The 21063-nt window shown below is 32.2% G+C and carries 25 protein-coding genes; 16 read left to right on the forward strand and 9 right to left on the reverse strand.

Annotated features, from left to right (window positions below):
* The first annotated feature begins 11 nt into the window (after positions 1 to 11).
* Together ABID96_RS01680 and ABID96_RS01685 are read left to right on the forward strand one after the other, a co-directional pair.
* Complete coding sequence (locus tag ABID96_RS01680) at positions 12 to 398, forward strand: SHOCT-like domain-containing protein (protein ID WP_192603431.1); 387 nt, start codon at positions 12 to 14, stop codon at positions 396 to 398.
* 9 nt (positions 399 to 407) lie between these two features.
* Positions 408 to 698, forward strand: coding sequence for a hypothetical protein (locus ABID96_RS01685; RefSeq protein ID WP_192603430.1), 291 nt, complete (start codon positions 408 to 410; stop codon positions 696 to 698).
* A gap of 330 nt (positions 699 to 1028) precedes the next feature.
* Here ABID96_RS01685 and sspL read toward each other — a convergent pair whose 3' ends face one another.
* Positions 1029 to 1163, reverse strand: a complete 135-nt coding sequence (gene sspL / locus ABID96_RS01690; RefSeq protein WP_088071561.1) for a small, acid-soluble spore protein L — start codon at positions 1161 to 1163, stop codon at positions 1029 to 1031.
* A 282-nt stretch (positions 1164 to 1445) separates the two neighbouring features.
* Here sspL and ABID96_RS01695 point away from each other — a divergent pair, with 282 nt between their 5' ends.
* Complete coding sequence (locus ABID96_RS01695) at positions 1446 to 1613, forward strand: hypothetical protein (protein WP_192603429.1); 168 nt, start codon at positions 1446 to 1448, stop codon at positions 1611 to 1613.
* A gap of 147 nt (positions 1614 to 1760) precedes the next feature.
* Here the strand turns inward: ABID96_RS01695 and ABID96_RS01700 are convergent, their stop codons facing one another.
* Together ABID96_RS01700 and ABID96_RS01705 are read right to left on the reverse strand one after the other, a co-directional pair.
* On the reverse strand, positions 1761 to 2459 hold the full coding sequence (locus ABID96_RS01700) for an FHA domain-containing protein (protein WP_192603428.1): 699 nt from the start codon (positions 2457 to 2459) through the stop codon (positions 1761 to 1763).
* Between the two features lie 159 nt (positions 2460 to 2618).
* A complete protein-coding gene (locus tag ABID96_RS01705) occupies positions 2619 to 3119 on the reverse strand; it encodes a flavin monoamine oxidase family protein (protein ID WP_192603690.1) in 501 nt (166 codons plus the stop codon).
* Between the two features lie 331 nt (positions 3120 to 3450).
* Between ABID96_RS01705 and ABID96_RS01710 the strand changes: the two genes are divergently transcribed.
* The 4 genes from ABID96_RS01710 to ABID96_RS01725 all read left to right on the forward strand — a co-directional run bounded on the left by ABID96_RS01710 (position 3451) and on the right by ABID96_RS01725 (position 6983).
* Positions 3451 to 3837: a cupredoxin domain-containing protein gene (locus tag ABID96_RS01710; RefSeq protein ID WP_192603427.1), complete on the forward strand. Its 387-nt coding sequence runs from the start codon at positions 3451 to 3453 to the stop codon at positions 3835 to 3837.
* 208 nt (positions 3838 to 4045) lie between these two features.
* On the forward strand, positions 4046 to 4540 hold the full coding sequence (locus tag ABID96_RS01715) for a GNAT family N-acetyltransferase (RefSeq protein WP_192603426.1): 495 nt from the start codon (positions 4046 to 4048) through the stop codon (positions 4538 to 4540).
* Positions 4541 to 5121: 581 nt separating this feature from the next.
* Complete coding sequence (locus ABID96_RS01720; protein ID WP_377896563.1) at positions 5122 to 6249, forward strand: glycosyltransferase; 1128 nt, start codon at positions 5122 to 5124, stop codon at positions 6247 to 6249.
* A gap of 398 nt (positions 6250 to 6647) precedes the next feature.
* A complete protein-coding gene (locus ABID96_RS01725; RefSeq protein WP_192603424.1) occupies positions 6648 to 6983 on the forward strand; it encodes a hypothetical protein in 336 nt (111 codons plus the stop codon).
* Positions 6984 to 7224: 241 nt separating this feature from the next.
* On the opposite strand, the gene ABID96_RS01730 is transcribed toward ABID96_RS01725, so the two are convergent.
* Positions 7225 to 8601 (reverse strand): MFS transporter, encoded by a 1377-nt coding sequence (locus ABID96_RS01730; protein WP_192603423.1) that lies wholly within the window; start codon positions 8599 to 8601, stop codon positions 7225 to 7227.
* A gap of 113 nt (positions 8602 to 8714) precedes the next feature.
* On the opposite strand from ABID96_RS01730, the gene ABID96_RS01735 reads away from it, so the two are divergent.
* On the forward strand, positions 8715 to 9056 hold the full coding sequence (locus tag ABID96_RS01735) for an ArsR/SmtB family transcription factor (protein ID WP_192603422.1): 342 nt from the start codon (positions 8715 to 8717) through the stop codon (positions 9054 to 9056).
* 217 nt (positions 9057 to 9273) lie between these two features.
* Positions 9274 to 9630, forward strand: coding sequence for a DUF2500 domain-containing protein (locus ABID96_RS01740; protein WP_192603421.1), 357 nt, complete (start codon positions 9274 to 9276; stop codon positions 9628 to 9630).
* A gap of 128 nt (positions 9631 to 9758) precedes the next feature.
* Here the strand turns inward: ABID96_RS01740 and ABID96_RS01745 are convergent, their stop codons facing one another.
* Positions 9759 to 10610 (reverse strand): MerR family transcriptional regulator, encoded by an 852-nt coding sequence (locus ABID96_RS01745; protein ID WP_192603420.1) that lies wholly within the window; start codon positions 10608 to 10610, stop codon positions 9759 to 9761.
* A 42-nt stretch (positions 10611 to 10652) separates the two neighbouring features.
* Positions 10653 to 11843 (reverse strand): multidrug efflux MFS transporter NorA, encoded by a 1191-nt coding sequence (norA, locus tag ABID96_RS01750; RefSeq protein ID WP_192603419.1) that lies wholly within the window; start codon positions 11841 to 11843, stop codon positions 10653 to 10655.
* Positions 11844 to 12276: 433 nt separating this feature from the next.
* On the opposite strand from norA, the gene ABID96_RS01755 reads away from it, so the two are divergent.
* From ABID96_RS01755 to ABID96_RS01775, 5 genes are all read left to right on the forward strand, one after another.
* The gene (locus ABID96_RS01755) at positions 12277 to 12723 is read left to right on the forward strand and encodes a hypothetical protein (RefSeq protein ID WP_192603418.1); all 447 of its coding nucleotides are present in this window, start codon (positions 12277 to 12279) and stop codon (positions 12721 to 12723) included.
* A gap of 1 nt (position 12724) precedes the next feature.
* Entirely contained in the window at positions 12725 to 12946 is a 222-nt protein-coding gene (locus ABID96_RS01760; RefSeq protein WP_192603417.1) for a helix-turn-helix transcriptional regulator, read from the forward strand.
* Between the two features lie 58 nt (positions 12947 to 13004).
* Positions 13005 to 13706, forward strand: coding sequence for a DUF4386 domain-containing protein (locus tag ABID96_RS01765; protein ID WP_192603416.1), 702 nt, complete (start codon positions 13005 to 13007; stop codon positions 13704 to 13706).
* 945 nt (positions 13707 to 14651) lie between these two features.
* The gene (locus ABID96_RS01770) at positions 14652 to 15341 is read left to right on the forward strand and encodes a response regulator transcription factor (RefSeq protein WP_192603415.1); all 690 of its coding nucleotides are present in this window, start codon (positions 14652 to 14654) and stop codon (positions 15339 to 15341) included.
* 142 nt (positions 15342 to 15483) lie between these two features.
* Entirely contained in the window at positions 15484 to 16161 is a 678-nt protein-coding gene (locus tag ABID96_RS01775) for a response regulator transcription factor (protein ID WP_192603414.1), read from the forward strand.
* 309 nt (positions 16162 to 16470) lie between these two features.
* Here ABID96_RS01775 and ABID96_RS01780 read toward each other — a convergent pair whose 3' ends face one another.
* Both ABID96_RS01780 and ABID96_RS01785 read right to left on the reverse strand, forming a co-directional pair.
* Entirely contained in the window at positions 16471 to 17106 is a 636-nt protein-coding gene (locus ABID96_RS01780; protein WP_192603413.1) for a pentapeptide repeat-containing protein, read from the reverse strand.
* 191 nt (positions 17107 to 17297) lie between these two features.
* Positions 17298 to 17714: a methylglyoxal synthase gene (locus tag ABID96_RS01785; protein WP_192603412.1), complete on the reverse strand. Its 417-nt coding sequence runs from the start codon at positions 17712 to 17714 to the stop codon at positions 17298 to 17300.
* Between the two features lie 338 nt (positions 17715 to 18052).
* On the opposite strand from ABID96_RS01785, the gene ABID96_RS01790 reads away from it, so the two are divergent.
* Positions 18053 to 18577, forward strand: coding sequence for a GNAT family N-acetyltransferase (locus ABID96_RS01790; RefSeq protein WP_192603411.1), 525 nt, complete (start codon positions 18053 to 18055; stop codon positions 18575 to 18577).
* A gap of 60 nt (positions 18578 to 18637) precedes the next feature.
* On the opposite strand, the gene ABID96_RS01795 is transcribed toward ABID96_RS01790, so the two are convergent.
* Complete coding sequence (locus ABID96_RS01795; RefSeq protein WP_192603410.1) at positions 18638 to 20074, reverse strand: glycoside hydrolase family 1 protein; 1437 nt, start codon at positions 20072 to 20074, stop codon at positions 18638 to 18640.
* A 250-nt stretch (positions 20075 to 20324) separates the two neighbouring features.
* Between ABID96_RS01795 and ABID96_RS01800 the strand changes: the two genes are divergently transcribed.
* A complete protein-coding gene (locus ABID96_RS01800; RefSeq protein WP_192603409.1) occupies positions 20325 to 21050 on the forward strand; it encodes a MurR/RpiR family transcriptional regulator in 726 nt (241 codons plus the stop codon).
* Positions 21051 to 21063 lie beyond the last annotated feature (13 nt).

The raw sequence follows: 21063 nt of genomic DNA on the forward strand, positions 1-21063 counted from the left end.
AGGAATTTATGATGAAAGAAGAAATCGCAAAAGTATTAACGATGGTGAAAGACGGAAAAATTGATGCAGAAAAAGCATCGGAACTAATTGATGTGCTAAAAGAAAAAGAAGCAGGAAGCAATCAAACTGATAAATCATCTAATTATGCAGAAAAAATATTGAAAATTCGTGTTGTATCTGCTGAAAATGATAACGTTAAAATCAATGTTCCAATAAAACTTGTTAAGGCCCTATTAGTTGCGGGAAATAGCATCTTAGCAAGTATTCCTGAATCAGAAAAATATGTAAAGGATATTGACATTAATCTTATAGTTGAAGCAATTGAAAACGAATTGGATGGTCAACTTGTTGATATTCAGACTGGAAATGGCGATATCGTTTCTGTCATCATTGAATAGGGATTGCTTATGCTAAAGCTAAAAGTGAAAACTAAAGAAGTTCGTTTCACGATCCCAGTTCCATATGCCATTTTACATTTAGGTATTTCTATTCTTTCTTCTAAAATTCTTCATAATCAAATGAATAAATGGTTAAATCATCAAGACGGATACACGGATGATAAAAAGTTTACTTTGACCATTCCACAAATAGACAAAAAACTTCTCAAATTAGTGGTTAAAGAATTACGAAAACATAAAGGGCTTGTGCTAGTGGATGTCAAAGCTAATGATGGTACTGAAGTTTTAGTAAAGGTTTAATTGAACTACACTCACAATGTTAGATATAAAATAAATCTAAGCTACTTTCGAGGATTGAACCCTTTATTGCACAGGGCTTAATCCTTTTTAATTTGTCTTTATTTTTGTGATGACAATAGTGAATGTATTTTTCTAGCTCAAAAGTGAAGAAGGTTCATTCAAAATGTTATAAAATCATAACTTTAAGTATATAATCGGTACGCTTCTTTAAAAGAGGGTTTAAATATAATATGAAAATAAATATAAACCATCATTGGGAATACGCTTCATTCCCAATGATGGTTATTTTTGACGTTTAAGGTGAATCAGAATCTAGTTCTAATTACTGATTCATTTTGTGTTTGATTTTTTTGCTAAATTCTGTAGCTCACTTTTAGGCTCAGTTGAAAATTCAACGTCTTTTCCATAACCTTGTGGGTTTACACTTGGAGCTTTTTGTCCTCTTCCACTTGATTTTTTACTCATAGCGTCTTCACCTCCAAAGATAGTATTTCCGATCATAATCGATTTATGAAATTCAATAATAATTGTTAGCGTTTTGTTATCGATGTGCTATTGAGTGAAAAACCGTGTAGGTATACCATGATATGAGTGAAACATTTTCACTTATATTCTACATATGATAAGGGATTTAACCTATGGGTACTGGTTAGTCAATCTATGGTTACTCGAATGAACATCAAAAAAGGCTCATGTAATTAAAGCAGATGAATGATTAAAATCTAAAATGATAAGGGGGTATTTTAATTGATTTTTTTATTAATAATCGTTGGAACATTACTAGTTTATCTACTTTCAAACTTACCAGAATATGCAAGTGCAATGATTCTTTTAGGAGGCGTATTAAGTACTCTAATTGGGATATATATTGAATTAATAATTATAGAGAAAAAGTTAAAAGCGACGCTTTCGTAAGTTCAGTCTAGAACATAAAAATAACATAAAAAGAGTGTAGAATATGAAAATATATCTACACTCTTTTGCTATTTTATATAATTTATTCACCTAATTATTATAAATTAAAGTCGGTACAATTCTCTTGTTGTAATTATTAAAAGCAGATTACATGCGTTCTAGATCTAACATATACCCAAATCGAGGGACAGAAATGATACATTGTCCGTATTTACCTAACTTCTTCCGTAATCTATATACAAGAGTATTAATTTCTTCACGACCTACATCTGGCTGGTCCGATTCATTTGTAAGACGTTCTGGCCATACATCTACTTTAATTTCGTTATAACTAACTGCACTATTGGCTTTTTCGTATAACAATAGAAATAATTCTGTGTCTTTACTTGTAAGGTGAATTTTAACACCATCAATTAATACTTCTCTTCTAACAACATTCACAGTTAGGCCATTCAATTCGTTTAAATGCTTATCTATAAATAATGGCATATCAAGTGTGTCTCCGAAGTTCTTTTCAGAAGGGTTATGAAAGGTGAGTACTGCAGCACCACTTGCAAGACTAATAATATCCCCATCACGAAGGAAAACGGGTTTGTTTTTTTCTATGAAAGTATGATTGAGCTGAGTACCATGTTTACTCATAAGATCAACTATAGTGTAATTTTCATTATCAAACTGAATTAAGGCATGCTTTCTAGAAATATATTGATTTGTAAAAGGAATATCGGGGATGACATTACCCCAAGTGCGTCCTATCAAAGTTTCCTTATAGGAAATAGGTATTCTATCTTTTTTCGTAGCTGTTTCTCCCTGTTTTATAGAAAGGTACACATCTTGAATCATCATGTGGTTACTCCTTTGATCACTAATCTAGTAATTAACCAAGAAGAGTATAACATACGAAACCGATTTGTAAAGAGACACATAAACTGTTGTTTCTATTTTTCTTTCGACTTCAATTTAAAATATTTTACCGATATGAATTGAATATATTTTTATATGATCTCATACATTATTAACTTCATTAGCAGTACGTACACCTGATTCAATTGCCCCTTGAATCCATCCAGGAGTATACGATGTATGAGAACCTCCAAAGTGAATTCTATCCTCAGGTGTCATAATATATGGACCGAGTTCTCTTTGCTGATTTGGTTTATACATAATAAATGCGCCACCTGAAAATGAGAAATGTGTCCAGCTTTGAGAATATCCTACTAAAAATTCTTTATAAACTACATCACCAAAAATAACTGAAAGATTAGCTAACGCTTTATCAATACGAGTATTATTTTTCATATTTTCCCAAATAGCGGCATCGTCTTCCCAAGTATAGCTTGCTATGATTACGCCAGTTTCATATCCAAAATCATGACTTGGAAAATATGAAAATTTAATAGGTAAGTCTGTTGTTAATTTTCCGCCAAACAAGCCTAACTTTTCCCAAAATTTTGTTCTAAATTGTATAGCGATTTTTGTAGAATCAGCATAATGTAACTCTCTAATTACTTTCTAAAGTGATGCACTTACTAATCCAGAGATTCCTCCACCAATTATAATGATTCGCTTGGGTGAATTCGTCTTCGTTAATCCATTTTGAATGAAATAAATCATTTGTTCCATCGAGAGGACTTCCCGAGCCAAAGAATACCACCTCATCTAGTAAAAATAAACTATCTTTAAAATTAGTATTCAATAGTAAGTAGAAGTAGAATTTTAACTTAGTTTTTTCCATAAAGTGTTCAATTGAATTAGCTCCTGAAACAAGTCATCTACAAAAATATAATGATAATATTTTATAAATTGGAAAACAATAACATAGGAAAGGAGGGATTGTATGTCTGTGAGAAAGTGGTTAAATGGAGTGGTGGTTTTATTAGCGATGATTATGGCGGTGACAACTACAGGATCACTTAATGTTTTCGCTGCATCTAGCCTTGCAAAACAGCCTCTTATTGCGAATACGATTGAGGTCCAGTTGAACGATGATTACTTTAATCCAAAAGTCATCACTATTCCGAATGGAAAAATGACAACGTTGCTATTAAAAAATGTGGGTAGCAAAGAGCATACATTCACAGTGGCAAAGCTCAACATTGATACCGAAGTACAACCTGGTCAAACCAAAACAATTACCGTGCAACCGAAAATGTCGGGTACATATGAACTGACTTGTCGATACCATTACAATGAAGGAATGGTAGGAAATGTAATAGTCAAATAAAAGGCAAGGCCAATCGGCCTTGTCTTTTTATTATGTTAATTTACATTGATATTTGAATAAGTTACTTATTAAATGATTACTGTGCTTATCTAATGTTACATGAACAAAAAAGAGGGTATTTTGTTCACTAGGGTGAATTAAAGTGATAAAAGTAAGAAAGAAAGGCTACAAATTAAATAGTAAAAATAATTATTGGAGGAGTAAATTGATGAATAATAGTCCTATTGTAAAAGAATATGCTAGTGAATATCAGGACCAAGTCGTAGATTTAATTCTCAATATACAACAAAAAGAGTACAATATTCCGATTACAAAAAGTGACCAGCCGGATTTGTTTTCTATAGGGGATTTTTATCAAAAAGGTAAAGGTAATTTTTGGGTGGCTCTTATTGGCGATAAAGTAGTCGGCACAATCAGTTTTTTAGACATTGGTAATCAACAAGTTGCGTTGAGAAAGATGTTTGTCGATCAAGATTACCGAGGTGCAAAATATAATACTGCAAGTCTCTTATTAAATAATGCAATCAAGTGGGCACAGGATAATGAAATTAAAGCAATATATCTAGGAACGACCCCACAATTTCTAGCTGCTCATAGATTTTATGAAAAGAACGGATTTACAAAAATTGAAATCACAGAGCTACCTGAGAATTTTCCAGTTTTACAGGTTGATAAAAAATTCTATCAGTATTTGGTAGAGTAGATATTTACATATTTATTAATTGTTGCAATAAAATAATGAGGTTGAAACTCTAGTCAATACTTTGAATTATTTTCGTTTTTACTAATGAAGTGAAGGCAGTTGGATTTGTAGAATGATAAACTAATTACTTTAAAAAATGTTAGTAGGAAAAGACTAAAAACTATTGACAATGAGATTGAAAATCATTATCATTTAAAGTGTAGTAATAATCAATACAAAAACACCCTAGTATTGATTAATGATGTAATGAAACCTAACTGGACTATTTTGTTGAAAATTCCCCATTCCCTTTAATACTTTTACACACAAACAGAGCTTGATTAGTCCCCAAGCTTTTTTTGTGTTTATAGGGTGAATTTTCAGAGAATGTGAAAAGAAATTTTAGTTCTGCCACACTGATTTATAAAGCAATAAAATTTAATTCATAAACTAGAGTAAATGCAGCTCTAGTTTTTTTGTTCTATTCTGCTTGTGGGAATGTATACAATTTAGATAGAGATACGTATCTTATATAGCTGATCTAGAGTAGTTTTTACAGCAATTAGAAATTGCCAAGAAAGCGGTAGAAGCAGGTGGAACTAATGAATGATAAAGGTTTTTTATTTGTAACCTGTGTTAACAATCCGGAAGAATATCAATATTGCAGGGCCCATATTGACTTATTACAAGTTCCAGCAGATTACGAAATCGATTTTTTATGCATTGATGATGCCAAAAGTATGGCAGAGGGATACAATAGGGCTTTACAACATCCATTTAGATATAAAATATATCTCCATCAAGACACCTATCTTATTAATCGAACTATTTTATTTGATATTATTAATTTATTTTCAAACCATCCTAAACTTGGAATGGTCGGTGTAGTAGGTTGTAAACAACTTCCGGATCACGGAAAATGGTGGGAAGGCGATAATTTATATGGGAAGGTTATCGATATACCAGAAACATACCGACTTTTATCCTTTAATCAAGCTGACGAGCATGAGTCATATACGTCAGTAGATGCAATTGACGGATTGTTGATGATTACTCAAACAGATATTCCTTGGAGAGAAGATCTATTTAAAGGTTTTCATTTCTACGATATATCTCATTCGTTTGAAATGAAGCGGAATGGTTTTGAGGTTGGCGTACCTCAAATGGAAGATCTATGGTGTATTCACAATAGTGGTAGATACTTGGACGTAGAGGCTTTTGAAAAAGCTCGCACAACATTTCTTGAGGAATATATGACAGAAAATAAGGAGTTATTGAAGGAGAGTAGGATGGATAAAGACTCTTATGAAGGCTTATACGAAAATAAACACTCAGACTATTTTAAAGGTCTAAACGTTAAGCTATTCCAAAAGATATCCCCAAATAGCACGACTATATTAGAAGTGGGTTGTTCAGAAGGAAAACTGGGAGCCTACATACAACAACAATATAATGCAAAAGTATATGGTATTGAGTTATTTCCAGAAGCTGCAATTCAGGCTAAGCAAAAATTAACTGATGTAATAATCGGTGATATTGAAAAAATTGACCTTCCTTATCCAGAACAATTTTTTGATCATATTATTTTTGGAGATGTATTAGAGCATCTAAAAAGTCCATGGGCTGTACTTGAAAAGTTGAAACCTTATTTAAAGAAAAATGGTACCATCTTAGCATGTATACCTCACATTGGACATATTTCAGCACTAGTAGAATTAATAGGCGGGTAATTGGAATTATACGAAAAATGGACTTCTCGATCAGACTCATCTTCGCTTTTTCACTCGCAGCACAATTTTAGAACTATTTAATAGCACAGGATATCATATAGAAGAAATTGACTCAATTACCAGTACAAATCAATATTGTGAACAATGGATTTCACATTTATTTCCTTTGCGTAAGTTGCTACTGATGGGAGATGAGCCTTTCGCTACTGATATTAGAACGTACCAATTTATTGTTACTGCATCGATCAAAGAATAGTTCATATGAGTCGCTACCTGCGGCTATTTTTTTTGAAGATAAGTGCATGTTCTAGAGTAGTAATAATTCAAATAGAAAAACAAAAAAGTGTACCTGAAGAGGTCCTAAACTTTTATCGGATTCATTAACAAGAGGTGAGGAAATGAAGCGATTCAAAATAAAAATGTTAATCATCCTCTCAGCTGTTGTTATTTTGTCTGGGTGTGGAAAAGTAGATACTACATATAAACCGAAAGAGAGCTCAGAACTGACAAAAGAGCAAAAAGTAGTAGAAGAACGAATGGTAATTCAAATCGCAAAAAACTATGTAAAAAAAACATATGGCGAGTTTACGGATAATCAGCATTTTGATGCAAAAAAAGAAAAGGATGGAACATACACCGTCCATGTCTATCGTGATTTAGGTAACTTTAATGAAGGAATTGCTTGGTTAAATGTGAATCCAAAAACGAAAAAAGTCATTGATGGAGTACATTAATTAAGCTTTTAACTAACTACAAGAGCTATTCGCAAGTCCTTTTTCTAAAGAGGATTGATCGCCAATTAAACTTTACTATTTACTGAATTTTTTATGAGGGGATATGTAAAATCAGTTCATTAGGTGAATATTACAAAGTATAAGCTATCAACTTTTAATAAGTAGTAACACTAGGGACTGAGAACTAAATATTATTATTTAATTCATGCCCCTAGCCTACTTATTGAAAAAATTGACTTGACTATGAAGTCATGGGTTTATGAAAAGCTGATCGGACATAAATCATCGCACATCCAATTGATAGAATGACGATGATTGTTTGGCCCCAATAGATATTACTGTATGCGTGGGCTAATGGTAAGTTCTTTTGCCAGCTTAGAGCGCTTGCCGATATAGCAACTCCGAATGCACCACTGAAAAATTGAAGAAGCTGAAATAGTCCAAGTCCAGAACCAATTTGTGCTGGTAATAGTAATCTTGACATTTCATTCGATATGCTGCTCGATAAGACCGTAAAGCTAATACTCATTAACATGTAAATGAACATGATTGCAAGAAATGATACTCCTTCAAAAAGAGCAAATAAAATGACTGATGTCAAAAGAAGAAACGGGATATATCTAATGATCGAACTGTTTCCTTTTGAATCAATGATTCGTCCTACCTTTTGAGAGACAAGCATCGCTAAAAATGAACCTGGAAAAATCACAAGCCCGGCTTGAATCGCGCTAAGGCTATATTGTTTAACAAGGATTTGTGGCATTAAAAATAGCGTTGAAAAACTACAGATATATGCCGCAATACCAACTGCCCCTAAAATTAGATATTTTCGATTTTGGAATAGTGATGGGAGTACGAAAGGTTCTTTTGCTGATCGTATACGTACGATGAATAGAAAAAGCGCAATTAGACCAGCTCCTAGCAGGATCCAGGAATGATTCGTTAAGAAAAGCAGAAGTCCCGTATTACCAACGCCAATAAATAGTGCACCTAAAACATCGAAAGACCCTTTTTTCGGATTCTCTTTTGGAATTAAAATCGCAAAAAAAGGAACTAACAGTATAGTTATCGAAGTTACGACAAACAAAATATGCCAGCCCAAATATTCTACGATTGCTCCTCCAATGACAGGTCCTAGACCTAGACCGAGCGATACTGAAGACAAAATCATAGCCATCGCTTTTCCACGACGCTCAATTGGAACATAACGGGAAATTAAGATCAGTGACAATGCTGGGATTGAACCAGCTCCAGATGCTTGAAAAATACGGATAATTAGCAACATAATAAAGCTATTACTGAATAATCCAATAATTGCCGCAAGACTAAGAGATAAAATTCCAATTTTGAAAAGTCTTCGGATTGGAATAAAATCTGCTAGTCGACTATACGTAATGGATGAAATCGCAAATACAATTGAATAACTAGTCACGATCCAAGAGGTTGTTGATGCGGTTAACTGATATGCTGCCGCAACGTCTGGCAGAGCCAAATTGAACATCATTGTATTCATGATAACAAGTACAATCGATATACCAAGCAGTAGAGTAACCACTCCTTCGTTCATAACACGCGTTTCTTTACCCTTTATGGAATTAATTGTAGTTTCAGATATCATTTTTCCCCTCGCTTTAAGTTCTATATTTCGATGTTTATCGAACAATAGAAATATATCATGCGTTATGATATGATGCAATCATAAAACTCAATAAAATTGTAAGGAGGTATATTGTGAAGATTTTATTTCACCCCGATCGCGCTGATATTCATTTGTCTAACGTTCTGTCTGCTTTAAGCGATCCTGTTCGTTTATTAATCGTTTCAAATGTTAACAATGCAGGTGAAAGATCTTGTGGAGATATTGGAGTGCCCGTTGCAAAATCCACTTTTTCACATCATACTCGTACCTTAAGGGAAGCGGGTATACTATATGTTCGTGTACAAGGAACCCAGCGTATACTTTCTTTAAGAAAGGATGATTTGGAAAACCGTTTTCCAGGGCTACTTTCATCAATTTTAAACGCATTTGAAACCTCAGAAGAGAAGAAGCAGTTACTAAATCCAGAACAATAATGTCATGTACCCTATACCGTAAGAAATAGCCACTAAGTCTTGATATAAAAAGGATTGGTGGCTATTTGATGTAGACTAATGATTCATTAGATTTTAAAGGAATTGTTCGTTCTATTTTTTAAAAAATATAATGAAGATTCACGTTAAATTTATAAATAACCAACATAAACAATACATATGTTAGAATAGGGAAAAAAAGGTTTATAGGAGTGGGAAAATGTCACCAGGCGGGGATTTTATGTTTACGTTCGGTCCTATTTTTATTGGAATCGTATTTGTAATCGTTATATCCATATTTGTATTTGCAATTATAAAAGGTGTTACTCAGTGGAGTCAAAATAACAATTCACCAAAATTAAATGTAAACGCGAGAGTTGTTTCTAAAAGAACAGCAGTACATGGCGGTGGAGAAAGCTCGTCATATAGCAGCTATTTTGTAACATTCGAAGTGGAAAGCGGAGACAGGCTAGAATTTATGGTAAAGGATACTGAATACGGCATGCTCGTTGAAGGAGACAAAGGCGAGCTTGCATTTCAGGGAACAAGATATCTAGGTTTTAATAGATCTCGATAGAATCGAAAGTGATGTATTTACTATATTTAAAAAATGAAGACACTCTCAGAGTGTCTTCATTTTTTAAAGGTACTTTTTTATAAGATTATATGCTCTTTAGTTTGAAAAACTACAGGCAGAAGTTGTAATCAACTAAAGCATTCTTCTCTTATTCGCACCCTCATTTCTATCAAATATTCTTCTTTTTGATTAAGAGAGTAATGATTGTATATTAATGATTCATATATATCGCTAATAACTTGTAATTGGTGGTGTTCCACATAGTGAATTAGTTTTTGTAAGTTTAAAAAATAATCATCTATTGAAACAGATTTAAATGTGATACATACGTATTTTCCTTTTGGAATGATGGCAACATCTGTATCACTAGTAAGCAATGATATCTGTTTATTCGTTAGAACAGGTGTAAATAAATATTGATAACTTACCTCATCAATATGTTTGTATGGTCGGTAGGAAAAAATCACTCCGTAACCATTATTTCTAAATCCTTCTGTTGATGCAGCAAATTTCTTTAATTTACTATATGACGCATTTAAGATATTTTTCGGATCAATTCCGTAAGCTTTGGTTTGTAAAATTTTTAATTCATCCTCATATAAAATAAACGCCTCACCAAGTGAAGGATATTCCATTTGCCTTTGCAATCCCTTTTTTGCATTAGCAATAATTTTTTCGATTTCTACTAGTGATTCAATTTTCTTTCTTACAATTTGTTCTTGTTCGCTTAAAAAAGCGAAAAAATCATCTCTTTGTAAACCTTGTACTTCCTTCATTTCTTCTAGTGGCGTACCAATATATTTTAATGATTTGATTAAATCTAGAAGGTGAAGTTGTGAGTCTTTATAGTACCGATAATTAGTGTCCGGGTCGACATATGCAGGTTTAAATAAGTTGATTTTATCGTAATAACGAAGGGCCTTAATTGAAATGTTCACCAGTTTTGAGACTTCTCCAATGGTGTAAAGCTTTTCCTTCATTGCTTTCACCTCCTTAGTAAAAGAAACGTCTTCTAGTTTTCATTATAATGAATACTCTTTTTGATTGCTTAAGCTTTTTCGATCTGCAGGTTCCTTCCATGCAAGGGTTAACCCAATACCAATCGCTAATAAAACTGTTGCAAAATAATACGGATAGTTTAAATCGATGTCGAATAAAATTCCACCAATAATTGGACCGATTATATTACCGATACTAGTAAACATCGAGTTCATGCCACCAACAAATCCTTGTTCATTCCCTGCTATTTTCGATAAATAAGTTGTCAATGCCGGTCGCATTAAATCAAATCCTAAAAATACAGTAACCGTAACAAATAAAATCATAACGTATGAGTTAACAAGAGTCATTAGAAACACAAGAATCGTTGAGAGAATCAGACTATACCGTATCAAACGAATTTCGCCGATCCATTTTGTAAGACGATCGAATAATAAAACTTGGAAAATCGCTCCAAAAATACCTCCGCCTGCGATCATGATGGCAATATCCTTTGGTGTGAAACCGAATTTATGATCAGCAAATAATGAGAATAAAGATTCAAATGCTGCTAATCCAAACTGTGAAATGAAGATAACCATAAAAGAGATAAAAAATATTGGGTCAAAAATTCGTTTTAGTCCTTCTTTTTTCCCCATTACTTCTATATTTTCAAGATTTCTTTCTGGCTCTTGAACGAATAAAATGGATAAAATGGCTGCTAATACAGCAAAGGCTGAAGCAAAGAAGAACGGTAAGCGTGAGCTAATCTCTGCTAAAAACCCACCAACCCCAGGTCCAATAATAAATCCTGTTGAAATAGCTGCCGACATATAGCCAAGTGCTTTTGCACGTGTCTCAACCGTTGTGATATCTGCAATAAATGCCGTTACTGCTGGCATAATGAATGCTGCACTTACACCACCAAGCATACGCGAAATAAATAAAACCTCAACAGTTTTTCCAATCCCAAATAATAGTTCTGAAAAACTAAAAATAATTAATCCTATAATAATCATTCTTTTTCGTCCAAAAAGGTCTACCCAGCGACCTGAAATCGGCGAGATGATTAGCTGAGTGATAGCAAATGCAGCTACCATATAGCCCACAACCGAACCAGATATATTCAACTCATTCATAATAGAAGGAGTAACCGGGATGACAAGGCCAATTCCTAAAAAGACAATAAATAAATTTGTTAGTACAATCGCTAACATCATGTTTTGTTTTTTCATGTTGTTTTACTCCCTTCAAAAGCTTACAAAACATAATGTAAAGCCTCCCATTAGGGGAGAGTCAACAGTTTTATTATGTATATCTTAATAAAAATTAATAATGCTATCAGAATTTACCTATTCTCTTAACCATATGGAAATTTAAATAAGGTAAAAAATAGACATGGAAAACTCAAATTAAGCAATAAGCTTAAGTACCTATAACAGAAGGCCTGTGCATTGTAACCTCAAATAAAAAAACCTTGAATATTCAAGGTTTTTTTATTTTGTTCCAACAGCTAAAATCCTCATGAAAAAGGGGAGATAAAGCGTGATTTAGCCTTTATTCTGCCTTTTCATGTAATTTAAATTTTACTTTATGTAAACTTTTCTTTACATCATGCATACAATTCTATACACGATGTAAAATTGCGTTTACAGGGGGTGTAAATAAATGACTTATCAAGAAAAGAAAAGTATCGTCTTGTTAATTAGCACCATCATCATTTTTGTATCATATTGCCTGTACATGTACCCTGGGTACCCTAAAGGTGCTTTGGATTTAAACGAAAGCTTTCGCTACTGGGGTTCCTTTGTACTAATCTTGACTATAGTTTCAATCGTTGCGCACATCATTATTAGTATTATTTTTAATATTATCTATAGAATTACAACTAGAGAAAGGGAACCATCATTTGCAGATGAACTAGATCAATTAATAGAACTGAAAGCACACCGTAATTCATTTTTTGTATTTATCATTGGCTTTCTTCTTGCAATGGGATCGCTGATTCTTTTTCAGCCCTCACAAGTGATGTTTATAATTTTAATTTTTTCAGGATTTCTTTCCGATGTGACAGGTTCTGTTACGAAACTCTACCATTATAGGAGAGGAGTTTAAAATGGGAAAAAATCTTGTTGGCAATCACATTCGTAAATTACGTTTCAACCATGATGAAATGACCCAACAGCAATTAGCTGACAAGGTTGGCGTAACAAGACAAACCATTGTGGCACTCGAAAAGGGAAATTATTCCCCATCTCTAGAACTTGCTTTTCGCATTGCTGATGCATTTAACTTACCGTTGGAAGAAGTATTTTTCTATGGGGAAAACACCAAGTAGCAAGAATGGTGATGAAATGCTTTACCGTTTTTAAACTTAATAAAAGGTGGAGATGAAAATGAATTCATATAGAAAATCTGCAAAAATAGTGGGAGTACTGTTTCTACTTGCAGCCGTTACGGCGATAATTGGTCTAAAACTGTATGATCCAATCCTCAAAGACCCCGATTACTTGATTAAAGGCTCGGAACACGCCAACCAAGTGGTACTGGGAGCACTAATGGAGTTACTTCTGGTCGTTTCAGCTGTTGGAACTGCAACAACAATGTTTCCAATTTTACGAAAGTATAATGAAACAATCGCTCTTTGGCATGTCTGCTTCAGGTTTCTTGAGGCGATTATCATTACAGTAGGTGTAATCAGTGTCCTTTCATTGTTAACATTAAGCAGGGAATTTGTAGCAGCAGGTGCACCAGAAATAGCAGCATATCAAACTTCAGGCATTCTATTAATAGCGGTACATGATTGGACATTTATGCTTGGTCCATTATTCATGTTGGGTATAAATACGTTGATGTACAGTTATATATTTTATCAATCAAATCTCGTACCTAGATTTATATCATGCCTAGGTATTACAGGGGCAATTGTAGTTTTTATCTATGCATTGTTAGTAATGTTCGGCTTCATTCAACAAATTTCTGTTTTGGGTGCTATTATGGCACTGCCAGTTGCAGCGAATGAAATCATTTTAGCTATATGGTTGATTGTTAAAGGATTCAATGAATCTGCTCTTGCTGATATCTCGATAAAAAAGTAGGTAACGAGATCATTCTACACACTCAATAATGCGTAGGGCACTATATAACTTTAAATAAAAAACTCCAAGATTTAGAAAATATAAAACCTCTAATGCTAACATTAGAGGTTTATGCTACGAATTCTAAAAAACTAAGTACTAGGTTAATTGTAATAGTACTTATACTACTGTGAATCAGTTTAAATCAATTATTCCTTTGACTCTCTTCCGTATATGGCGTAATCAGTTAATAATCCAAATATCTGGAGAACTACACCAATAAGAGCTACTTGTATATTTTTATCTATGAAAGCCATCATTAAACAAAATACTGATATGGGTAATAAAATCAACTTTATGTAATGCTTAAACTTATTTTGCTCCATAAAATCACCTTACATGTCCGTTTTTATTTCTATGTTCATTATATTTTGCTATTTTGAATTGACTTATTCATAGACTGATAAAAATGTTAATAAGATTAATTTCAAAACAGTAACTTTTTTGGTGCAAAACGGATTTTTTACAATTAAATTGTTTTTTTTATCTTTTAAAAAGGTAAAAAAAAACGTGGTAATATAGTCGGAACTATTTTATATTTTACTTGTGATGAGACTCATAACTAGCTAGTTTGGAATGACAGTTTTTTACCATTTTGACAATAGTATTCAATCATTATGAATTAGTAACTGTCAGGAGTGAACAATGAGACTCATTTTTTTAAGATAATTTGTGAAGGAAAGCACAAATGGATAACAAATGAATTAGAAGAACGAGTACTTGACATATTGAATGTTAAAAAATATGAAGTAAAAGAAGTATAAATTATAAGGAGTGATATCAGCGATACAACTAAACTTGTGATTTATTTCACAAAAAAACAGAAAATCATTTTATCGCGATTTATATTTATCCAATAATATAGTGAATAGAAAATTTGAATGAATCACAAAAGGAGTGACAGTTATGCTAGCAACTAAGTCAGACTTCATTAATCGAAAAAATAATACTGTTATATTTGTGGAGAGTTTACTGTTTCTTTCAGGAATTTGTAGAATATTAGAATATTATCAAATAGTGGTTGAAAGATTACCGACTTTTGATGATTTGTTTCAAACAGATTGTCTAAATTCTATATTTATTTGTGAAGTAGCCAGTAAAGACATGGAAATAAAAGCTAAATCGATCTTAAAAAATGATAGTTCAACTAAAGTAATCATCATAAAAGATGAACTCAAGGTGAATGAAATCGAAGCATTTGTTGATTTAGGAGTAAAGGGATGTTTGCAATCTGATTTAGATGAAGTTTATTTAGTGATGACAGTAAAACAAGTTCATTTAGGGAATTTATTTATTGATTACCGTTTTACGAATGAAATTTTCAGAGAATACAAGTCGTATAAAAAAATACATAAACAAAGATATACAGTTGATCTTGAATCAATTAATACCTTATTAACAAGAAGAGAATATGAAATATTAACGCTTTTAGCTGAAGGTTGTACAAACAACCAAATCTCCGAAAGATTATATATTTCTGAGAAAACAGTAAAAAATTATGTATCTAATATTCTAGCAAAGATGCAGGTTCAAGATCGCTTAAATGCTGTTATTAAAGGGTTAAGACATAATTGGATAAAAATTGATGCTTGTTAGGTAATAATGTTTTCAGAACTTGTAGGGCTATTATATTGAAATGCATAGAAAATTAATGGAAGGAGTGATTTCTTCTATAAATCCGCACTAGTTGAGATTTGAATAAAAGAAACTTTTAAATTTTCGATAAAGGGGGAAGCAAGTGATAACCAAAGTAATAACTAATCATATTTCTAAACATAATACTGTAATACTAGTCGAGAATTCATTAATTGTGCTTGGAGTCTGTAGAATTTTAGATTGCTATAACTTAAAAGTAGAGATGATAGAATTTGAAAATTTAATGGAGAAACAGTATCAAAACACAATATTTATCACAAAGGTTTCAAAAGAATCAATGCTGCATAAGGTAAAACTGCTTTTATCTACGGATGGCTCAACTAGAATTATGACGATTAAAAATAAGATAGAAATAAATGAAATTAAGAAACTAGTAGAATTAGGTGTGAAGGGAATATTATCGAATAAGCTGGAAGAGGATGAACTTGTTCAAGCAATTAAACAAGTTGTATTAGGATATATATTCATCGAAAATCGGTATTTAAAATTATTAATACAAGATTATAGTAGATTAAAAATAAATTCACTTCAAAATAAACCTGTAAAAGCATTAAATATAAAGAAATTATTAACAAATAAAGAATACGAGGTCATAAATTTAGTTGCAGAAGGTTTATCATGTAAACAAATAGCTGATAAGCTTGCTATTTCAGAAAGATCAACTAGATTACATATTTCTAAAATCATAAAGAAAATGGAAGTAAACGATAAATTAAATGCTGTTATAAAATTTTTAAAGATTAAGTGGGGAAAAATGTAAAGCGCTAATAATAAATATTAAAGCAAAACAACTTCGATAAGCTAAATTGCTATGTTAGGAGTTTTCATATGAACGAATTACTATTAAATATACATTTATTTTATACAATTATTATATTCATATTGTGTTTTATTATTGTTAATAAACAAAGTTCGTAAGTTTTAATTTCGGCACTATTTTTTGATAAATCATATTTACCAAAGTTTGAGCAATATTTAGTATTCTAAAATGAGAATATAACCAATAAAAAAACGAGTAGCTATTTTTGCGACTCGTTTTTTATTTATGTCTTTTGCATTAAAACATATTCTAATCAGTAATCTTCAGTCCCATCAAGCTCGCAAACTGAATCGCTTGATATGAAGATACTTTACATCCATTTAAACTTTCTATAGAAACAGTTAATACATTAAATGTTGAAGAACTAATATCAATACCCTTTAACGATGTTTGTTCAAAATTAGCTTCATCAAGATTACATCTATTAAAATCAACTTTTTTAAAATTACAATCATAAAAATCTGTACTTTTTAACGAAGCATCTTGAAAAACTACTTTCTCTAGCTTGGAATCTCCAAGTGATGCCAAATTTAAGACTGATTGATCAAATAGAACATTTCCAAAGCTAGAATCCGTAAAATTTACACCTAATAATTTACAATTCTTAAATATGACTCTGTGAATGGAAGACTTGCTCATATTGCAATTTGAAAAATCACAGTCTTCAAAATGTACATCAATTATATCAATTTTACTAAAATCTGTATTGTTGAACCTACAATTTCTAATCACCATTTTTGATAATCTTGCTCTTTCAACAACTTCATTTTCAAAAACAGAGTCGTTTATTTCGCACATTTCAAGTTCAGGATCCTCTTCATAGTAAATATCATTAAAGTTTCTCAGTTGTAATTCTCTTGGGATATTGGGTGAATCAATTTTCATATTAATTCCTCTCTTATATATAAATTGGGACGGTACTTAAAAAAACGCTAGATTATTAACTTAACTATAAAGAAATTTAGGTTAAAAAAAAGGCTTATAATTTTTAAGAATTTGTGTACAAAACAACTAATTAATGAACAATTCCATAAAAATAAGCCGCAATTGCGGCTTTTCGATTTTCCCAATGAGAATCACTTTTTTTCATTTTCCTTTTCATGAATAAGAGTTCTCCAATTTAAATCTCCACGCTCTAAACCATGTATTAATATTTCTGCAGTTCCCATATTCGTCGCCAAAGGTATTGAATAAACATCGCATAAGCGAAGTAACGCTAAAATATCAGGCTCATGTGGTTGCGGTGTCAGCGGATCTCTAAAGAAAATAACGATATCCATTAAATTTTTTGCGATTAATGCTCCTATTTCTTGATCTCCACCAAGTGGACCTGATTTAAAACGATGTAACTGTAATTTTGTCTGTTCCATAATTCTTGTACCAGTTGTACCAGTAGAATATAGCTCATGCTTAGACAAAATCGATTCATATGCTTTTGCGAAATTTACTAAGTCAGCTTTCTTACCATCATGTGCAATAAATGCGATCTTCAATAAAAACAGTCCCTTCAAAAGTTATGATTAACACAACTACTGTAATTTGATAAAACGGATCTTAACTAATTATAATATTATGTTCAAAAAAAGACTCTTCCAAATATAGAAAATTTAAATTTATTCATATTTAACCCACTAGATGTTAGAGAAGCTAAAATACGGGCATTTGAATGAACAAGGAATGTTAAGGATCGCTATAGAATAGTAATCAATTATTAAGATTACTTTTTTAAAACACCATAAATGAAGATACGTAAAAAATAAAATATTATGCTCTTTTCTAAAACAGCTAAACATTGTGAGGGGTATATTATTAAGGCAAAGGATGTTTGAGAATGTTTCCTATACTAGAAACTGAACGGTTAATATTGAGAGAACTAAATGAAAATGATGCTACTGGAATATTAAATTGTTTTTCAAATAATGAAGTATTGCGTTATTATGGGCAAAAAGCATTAACAAGCACAGACCAAGTAAAACAAATCATTCGTAATTTTTCAATGAATTTCAATGAAAAACGTGGGATAAAATGGGGTATTGAATTGAAAGGGAAGGAAGGTATTATCGGAACAATTGGATTTCAGGAGTGGTCACAAGAGCACAAGAGAGCAGATCTAAGCTATGCACTTTTCCCAGAGAATTGGGGTAATGGTTACGCATCTGAGGCTGTAAGCAAAGTGGTTTCTTATGGCTTTGGAGAGCTAGATTTAAAGCGAATTGGCGCAGTCGTTTTTTCTGAAAATAAAGCTTCAATAAAGTTATTGACTAAACTGGGCTTTCAAAAAGAAGGGGTATTGAGAAATTATCTATACCAAAATGGTGTGCCGTTTGATACAAATATATATTCTTTATTAAAGTAATATCTGTGAATATCAAAAAAGTCCCTGTATGCCAGGGACTTAAATAATAGTTAGAAATGTTTATAGTTTTTCGCCGTTTGAAGCAATGACATCTTTATACCAGAAGAAGGACTTTTTCTTTTTGCGTTCTAATGTACCACTTCTATCGTCTTGTTTATCAACGTAAATAAATCCATAACGTTTAGAGAATTCACCAGATGATGCACTTACTAAATCAATACAACCCCAGCTAGTATAACCCATTAAATTTACGCCATCTTCAATAGATTCAGCCATTGCTTTAATGTGTTCGCGAAGATAATCAATTCGATAATGATCGTTGATTGATCCATCTTCCTCTACTTTGTCGTAAGCTCCTAATCCGTTTTCTACAACAAATAATGGAACTTGGTAACGGTCATATAATTGATTTAAGCTAATACGTAAACCTTCTGGGTCGATTTCCCAACCCCAATCACTTGCTTTTAGGAATGGATTTTTTACACCGCCAATTAGATTTCCTTGTGAATTTTCTAAATCTGATTTATCTTTGATCTCTGTTCTAGACATGTAATAACTGAATCCAATATAATCGACAGTTCCTTCTTTAATTAATTCAAGATCACCGTCCTGCATTTCAATCTCGATATTATGTTCTTTGAAGAAACGATTAATAAAAGCAGGATATTCACCTCTAAGCTGGACATCTGCACAGAAGTAGTTAAAGAAACGTTCTTCTTGCAGGGCATACATCACGTTTTTAGGATTAGAATCATAAGAATAGACTGGTGCATATAAAATCATACAACCAATTTGAGCATCTGGAATCATTTCGTGACAAGCTTTAACTGCGATGCTACTTGCAACAAATTGATGATGAAATGCTTGGAATGTAGGTTGGTATTTATCTTCTTCTTTTTGGATTGAGAAACCAAGACCCATAATTGGCATGATTAAACCACTATTGATCTCATTGAATGTCATCCAATATTTCACTTTATTTTTGTACCGATTAAAGATTGCATTCACGTATCTTTCAAAGAATGTAACAACTTCGCGGTTTCTCCAACCACCGAATTCTTTTACAAGATTTACAGGCATTTCATAGTGGGAAATTGTTACTACAGGTTCAATCCCATATTTGTGTAACTCGTCAAACACACGGTCATAAAAAGCTAATCCTTCTTCATTTGCAGTTAATTCATTTCCATTTGGAAAGATTCTCGTCCATGCAATTGACATACGGAACACTTTAAAACCCATTTCTGCAAATAGAGCAATGTCTTCCTTGTATCGATGATAAAAGTCGATTCCTTCATGGTTAGGGTAACTATATTTGTCTCGATCAATTTCGAAATTAAAGCCAGGGGATTGTAAAATGCTAAGTCTTTCTTTTCCTCCGGGAAGAACGTCGGCAATATTTAGGCCTTTATTTCCTTCATAAAAGCCGCCTTCCATTTGATTGGCAGCAGTTGCACCACCCCATAAAAAACCTTCAGGAAATTTAAACTGTTTCATTTCATTACCTCCCAATATTTGTTCATATCATCTAGTGTTTTTGATTTATTATTGTTTGAGTAGTCTACAATGGAATCATAACGACATTAAGCTAGATAGTAAACAAGTCAACAGAATCTAGTTTTTAATAACAATAGAAAATAATTGTGACGAAAATGTAACACCATGTTTCATAAGGGTGATTTATGTTAAATTAGTGGTATAAGCAATTTAAAATAATGCCTATTACATAGAGGGAGAAACATACGAAATGTTTTCAAATGATAGTATTGCTTCTTTTAATGAGTTAGAAACATCATTATATAATTATATTTCGCAAAACATGGATAAGGTTGCTTACATGCGAATTCGTGAGTTGGCAGATGAAACTCATGTATCAACAGCAACGATATTACGCTTTTGTAGAAAACTAAATTGCGAGGGATTTTCTGAATTTAAAGTAAAGCTTAAAATGTATTTAGAAGAAGATAAACGAACTTATATAAAAAGTGCCCATCATTCAATTGTTGAGTTTTTCGAGCGGACAATTAAAGGTGATCTAGATGAAAAAATTAGTGAGGCCGCAATTTTAATACAAAATGCAGAAAATGTAATCTTTATTGGAATAGGAAGCTCTGGAATTCTTGCTGAATATGGAGCAAGGTATTTCTCAAGTTTAGGAAAATTTTCACTATATATAAAGGATCCGCATTTTCCAATCCATTCTAAATTTCGGAATAATAGCGTAACGATAGCATTATCAGTCTCTGGAGAAAATCCTTTCACTGTTAATCATCTGAATTTGCTTAAACAAGAAGGAAGTAACATTATTAGTATTACGAATAACAAACTGTCAACGATTGCAAAAATCTCTAATATTAACATTCCATACTACGTAACAGAGGAGTATTTTGAAGAGGCTAATATTACTACACAAGTACCGGTAGTTTATATTATTGAATCGATTGCGCGCCAAATTTACAGACTTAACCAATAGGTTGGTTACAATG

Origin of the sequence: Gottfriedia sp. OAE603, assembly GCF_040543965.1 — a bacterium.
GTDB lineage: Bacteria > Bacillota > Bacilli > Bacillales > Bacillaceae_G > Gottfriedia > Gottfriedia solisilvae.

Coding starts and splice junctions, on each gene's coding strand:
- ABID96_RS01800 (WP_192603409.1), top strand. CDS start 20,325: ATGTTTTCAAATGATAGTATTGCTTCTTTTAATGAGTTAGAAACATCA.
- ABID96_RS01780 (WP_192603413.1), bottom strand. CDS start 17,106: ATGAAAATTGATTCACCCAATATCCCAAGAGAATTACAACTGAGAAAC.
- ABID96_RS01710 (WP_192603427.1), top strand. CDS start 3,451: ATGTCTGTGAGAAAGTGGTTAAATGGAGTGGTGGTTTTATTAGCGATG.
- ABID96_RS01770 (WP_192603415.1), top strand. CDS start 14,652: ATGCTAGCAACTAAGTCAGACTTCATTAATCGAAAAAATAATACTGTT.
- ABID96_RS01760 (WP_192603417.1), top strand. CDS start 12,725: ATGGGAAAAAATCTTGTTGGCAATCACATTCGTAAATTACGTTTCAAC.
- sspL (WP_088071561.1), bottom strand. CDS start 1,163: ATGAGTAAAAAATCAAGTGGAAGAGGACAAAAAGCTCCAAGTGTAAAC.
- ABID96_RS01680 (WP_192603431.1), top strand. CDS start 12: ATGAAAGAAGAAATCGCAAAAGTATTAACGATGGTGAAAGACGGAAAA.
- ABID96_RS01790 (WP_192603411.1), top strand. CDS start 18,053: ATGTTTCCTATACTAGAAACTGAACGGTTAATATTGAGAGAACTAAAT.
- ABID96_RS01765 (WP_192603416.1), top strand. CDS start 13,005: ATGAATTCATATAGAAAATCTGCAAAAATAGTGGGAGTACTGTTTCTA.
- ABID96_RS01755 (WP_192603418.1), top strand. CDS start 12,277: ATGACTTATCAAGAAAAGAAAAGTATCGTCTTGTTAATTAGCACCATC.
- ABID96_RS01685 (WP_192603430.1), top strand. CDS start 408: ATGCTAAAGCTAAAAGTGAAAACTAAAGAAGTTCGTTTCACGATCCCA.
- ABID96_RS01700 (WP_192603428.1), bottom strand. CDS start 2,459: ATGATGATTCAAGATGTGTACCTTTCTATAAAACAGGGAGAAACAGCT.
- ABID96_RS01720 (WP_377896563.1), top strand. CDS start 5,122: ATGAATGATAAAGGTTTTTTATTTGTAACCTGTGTTAACAATCCGGAA.
- ABID96_RS01715 (WP_192603426.1), top strand. CDS start 4,046: ATGAATAATAGTCCTATTGTAAAAGAATATGCTAGTGAATATCAGGAC.
- ABID96_RS01795 (WP_192603410.1), bottom strand. CDS start 20,074: ATGAAACAGTTTAAATTTCCTGAAGGTTTTTTATGGGGTGGTGCAACT.
- ABID96_RS01745 (WP_192603420.1), bottom strand. CDS start 10,610: ATGAAGGAAAAGCTTTACACCATTGGAGAAGTCTCAAAACTGGTGAAC.
- ABID96_RS01725 (WP_192603424.1), top strand. CDS start 6,648: ATGAAGCGATTCAAAATAAAAATGTTAATCATCCTCTCAGCTGTTGTT.
- norA (WP_192603419.1), bottom strand. CDS start 11,843: ATGAAAAAACAAAACATGATGTTAGCGATTGTACTAACAAATTTATTT.
- ABID96_RS01740 (WP_192603421.1), top strand. CDS start 9,274: ATGTCACCAGGCGGGGATTTTATGTTTACGTTCGGTCCTATTTTTATT.
- ABID96_RS01730 (WP_192603423.1), bottom strand. CDS start 8,601: ATGATATCTGAAACTACAATTAATTCCATAAAGGGTAAAGAAACGCGT.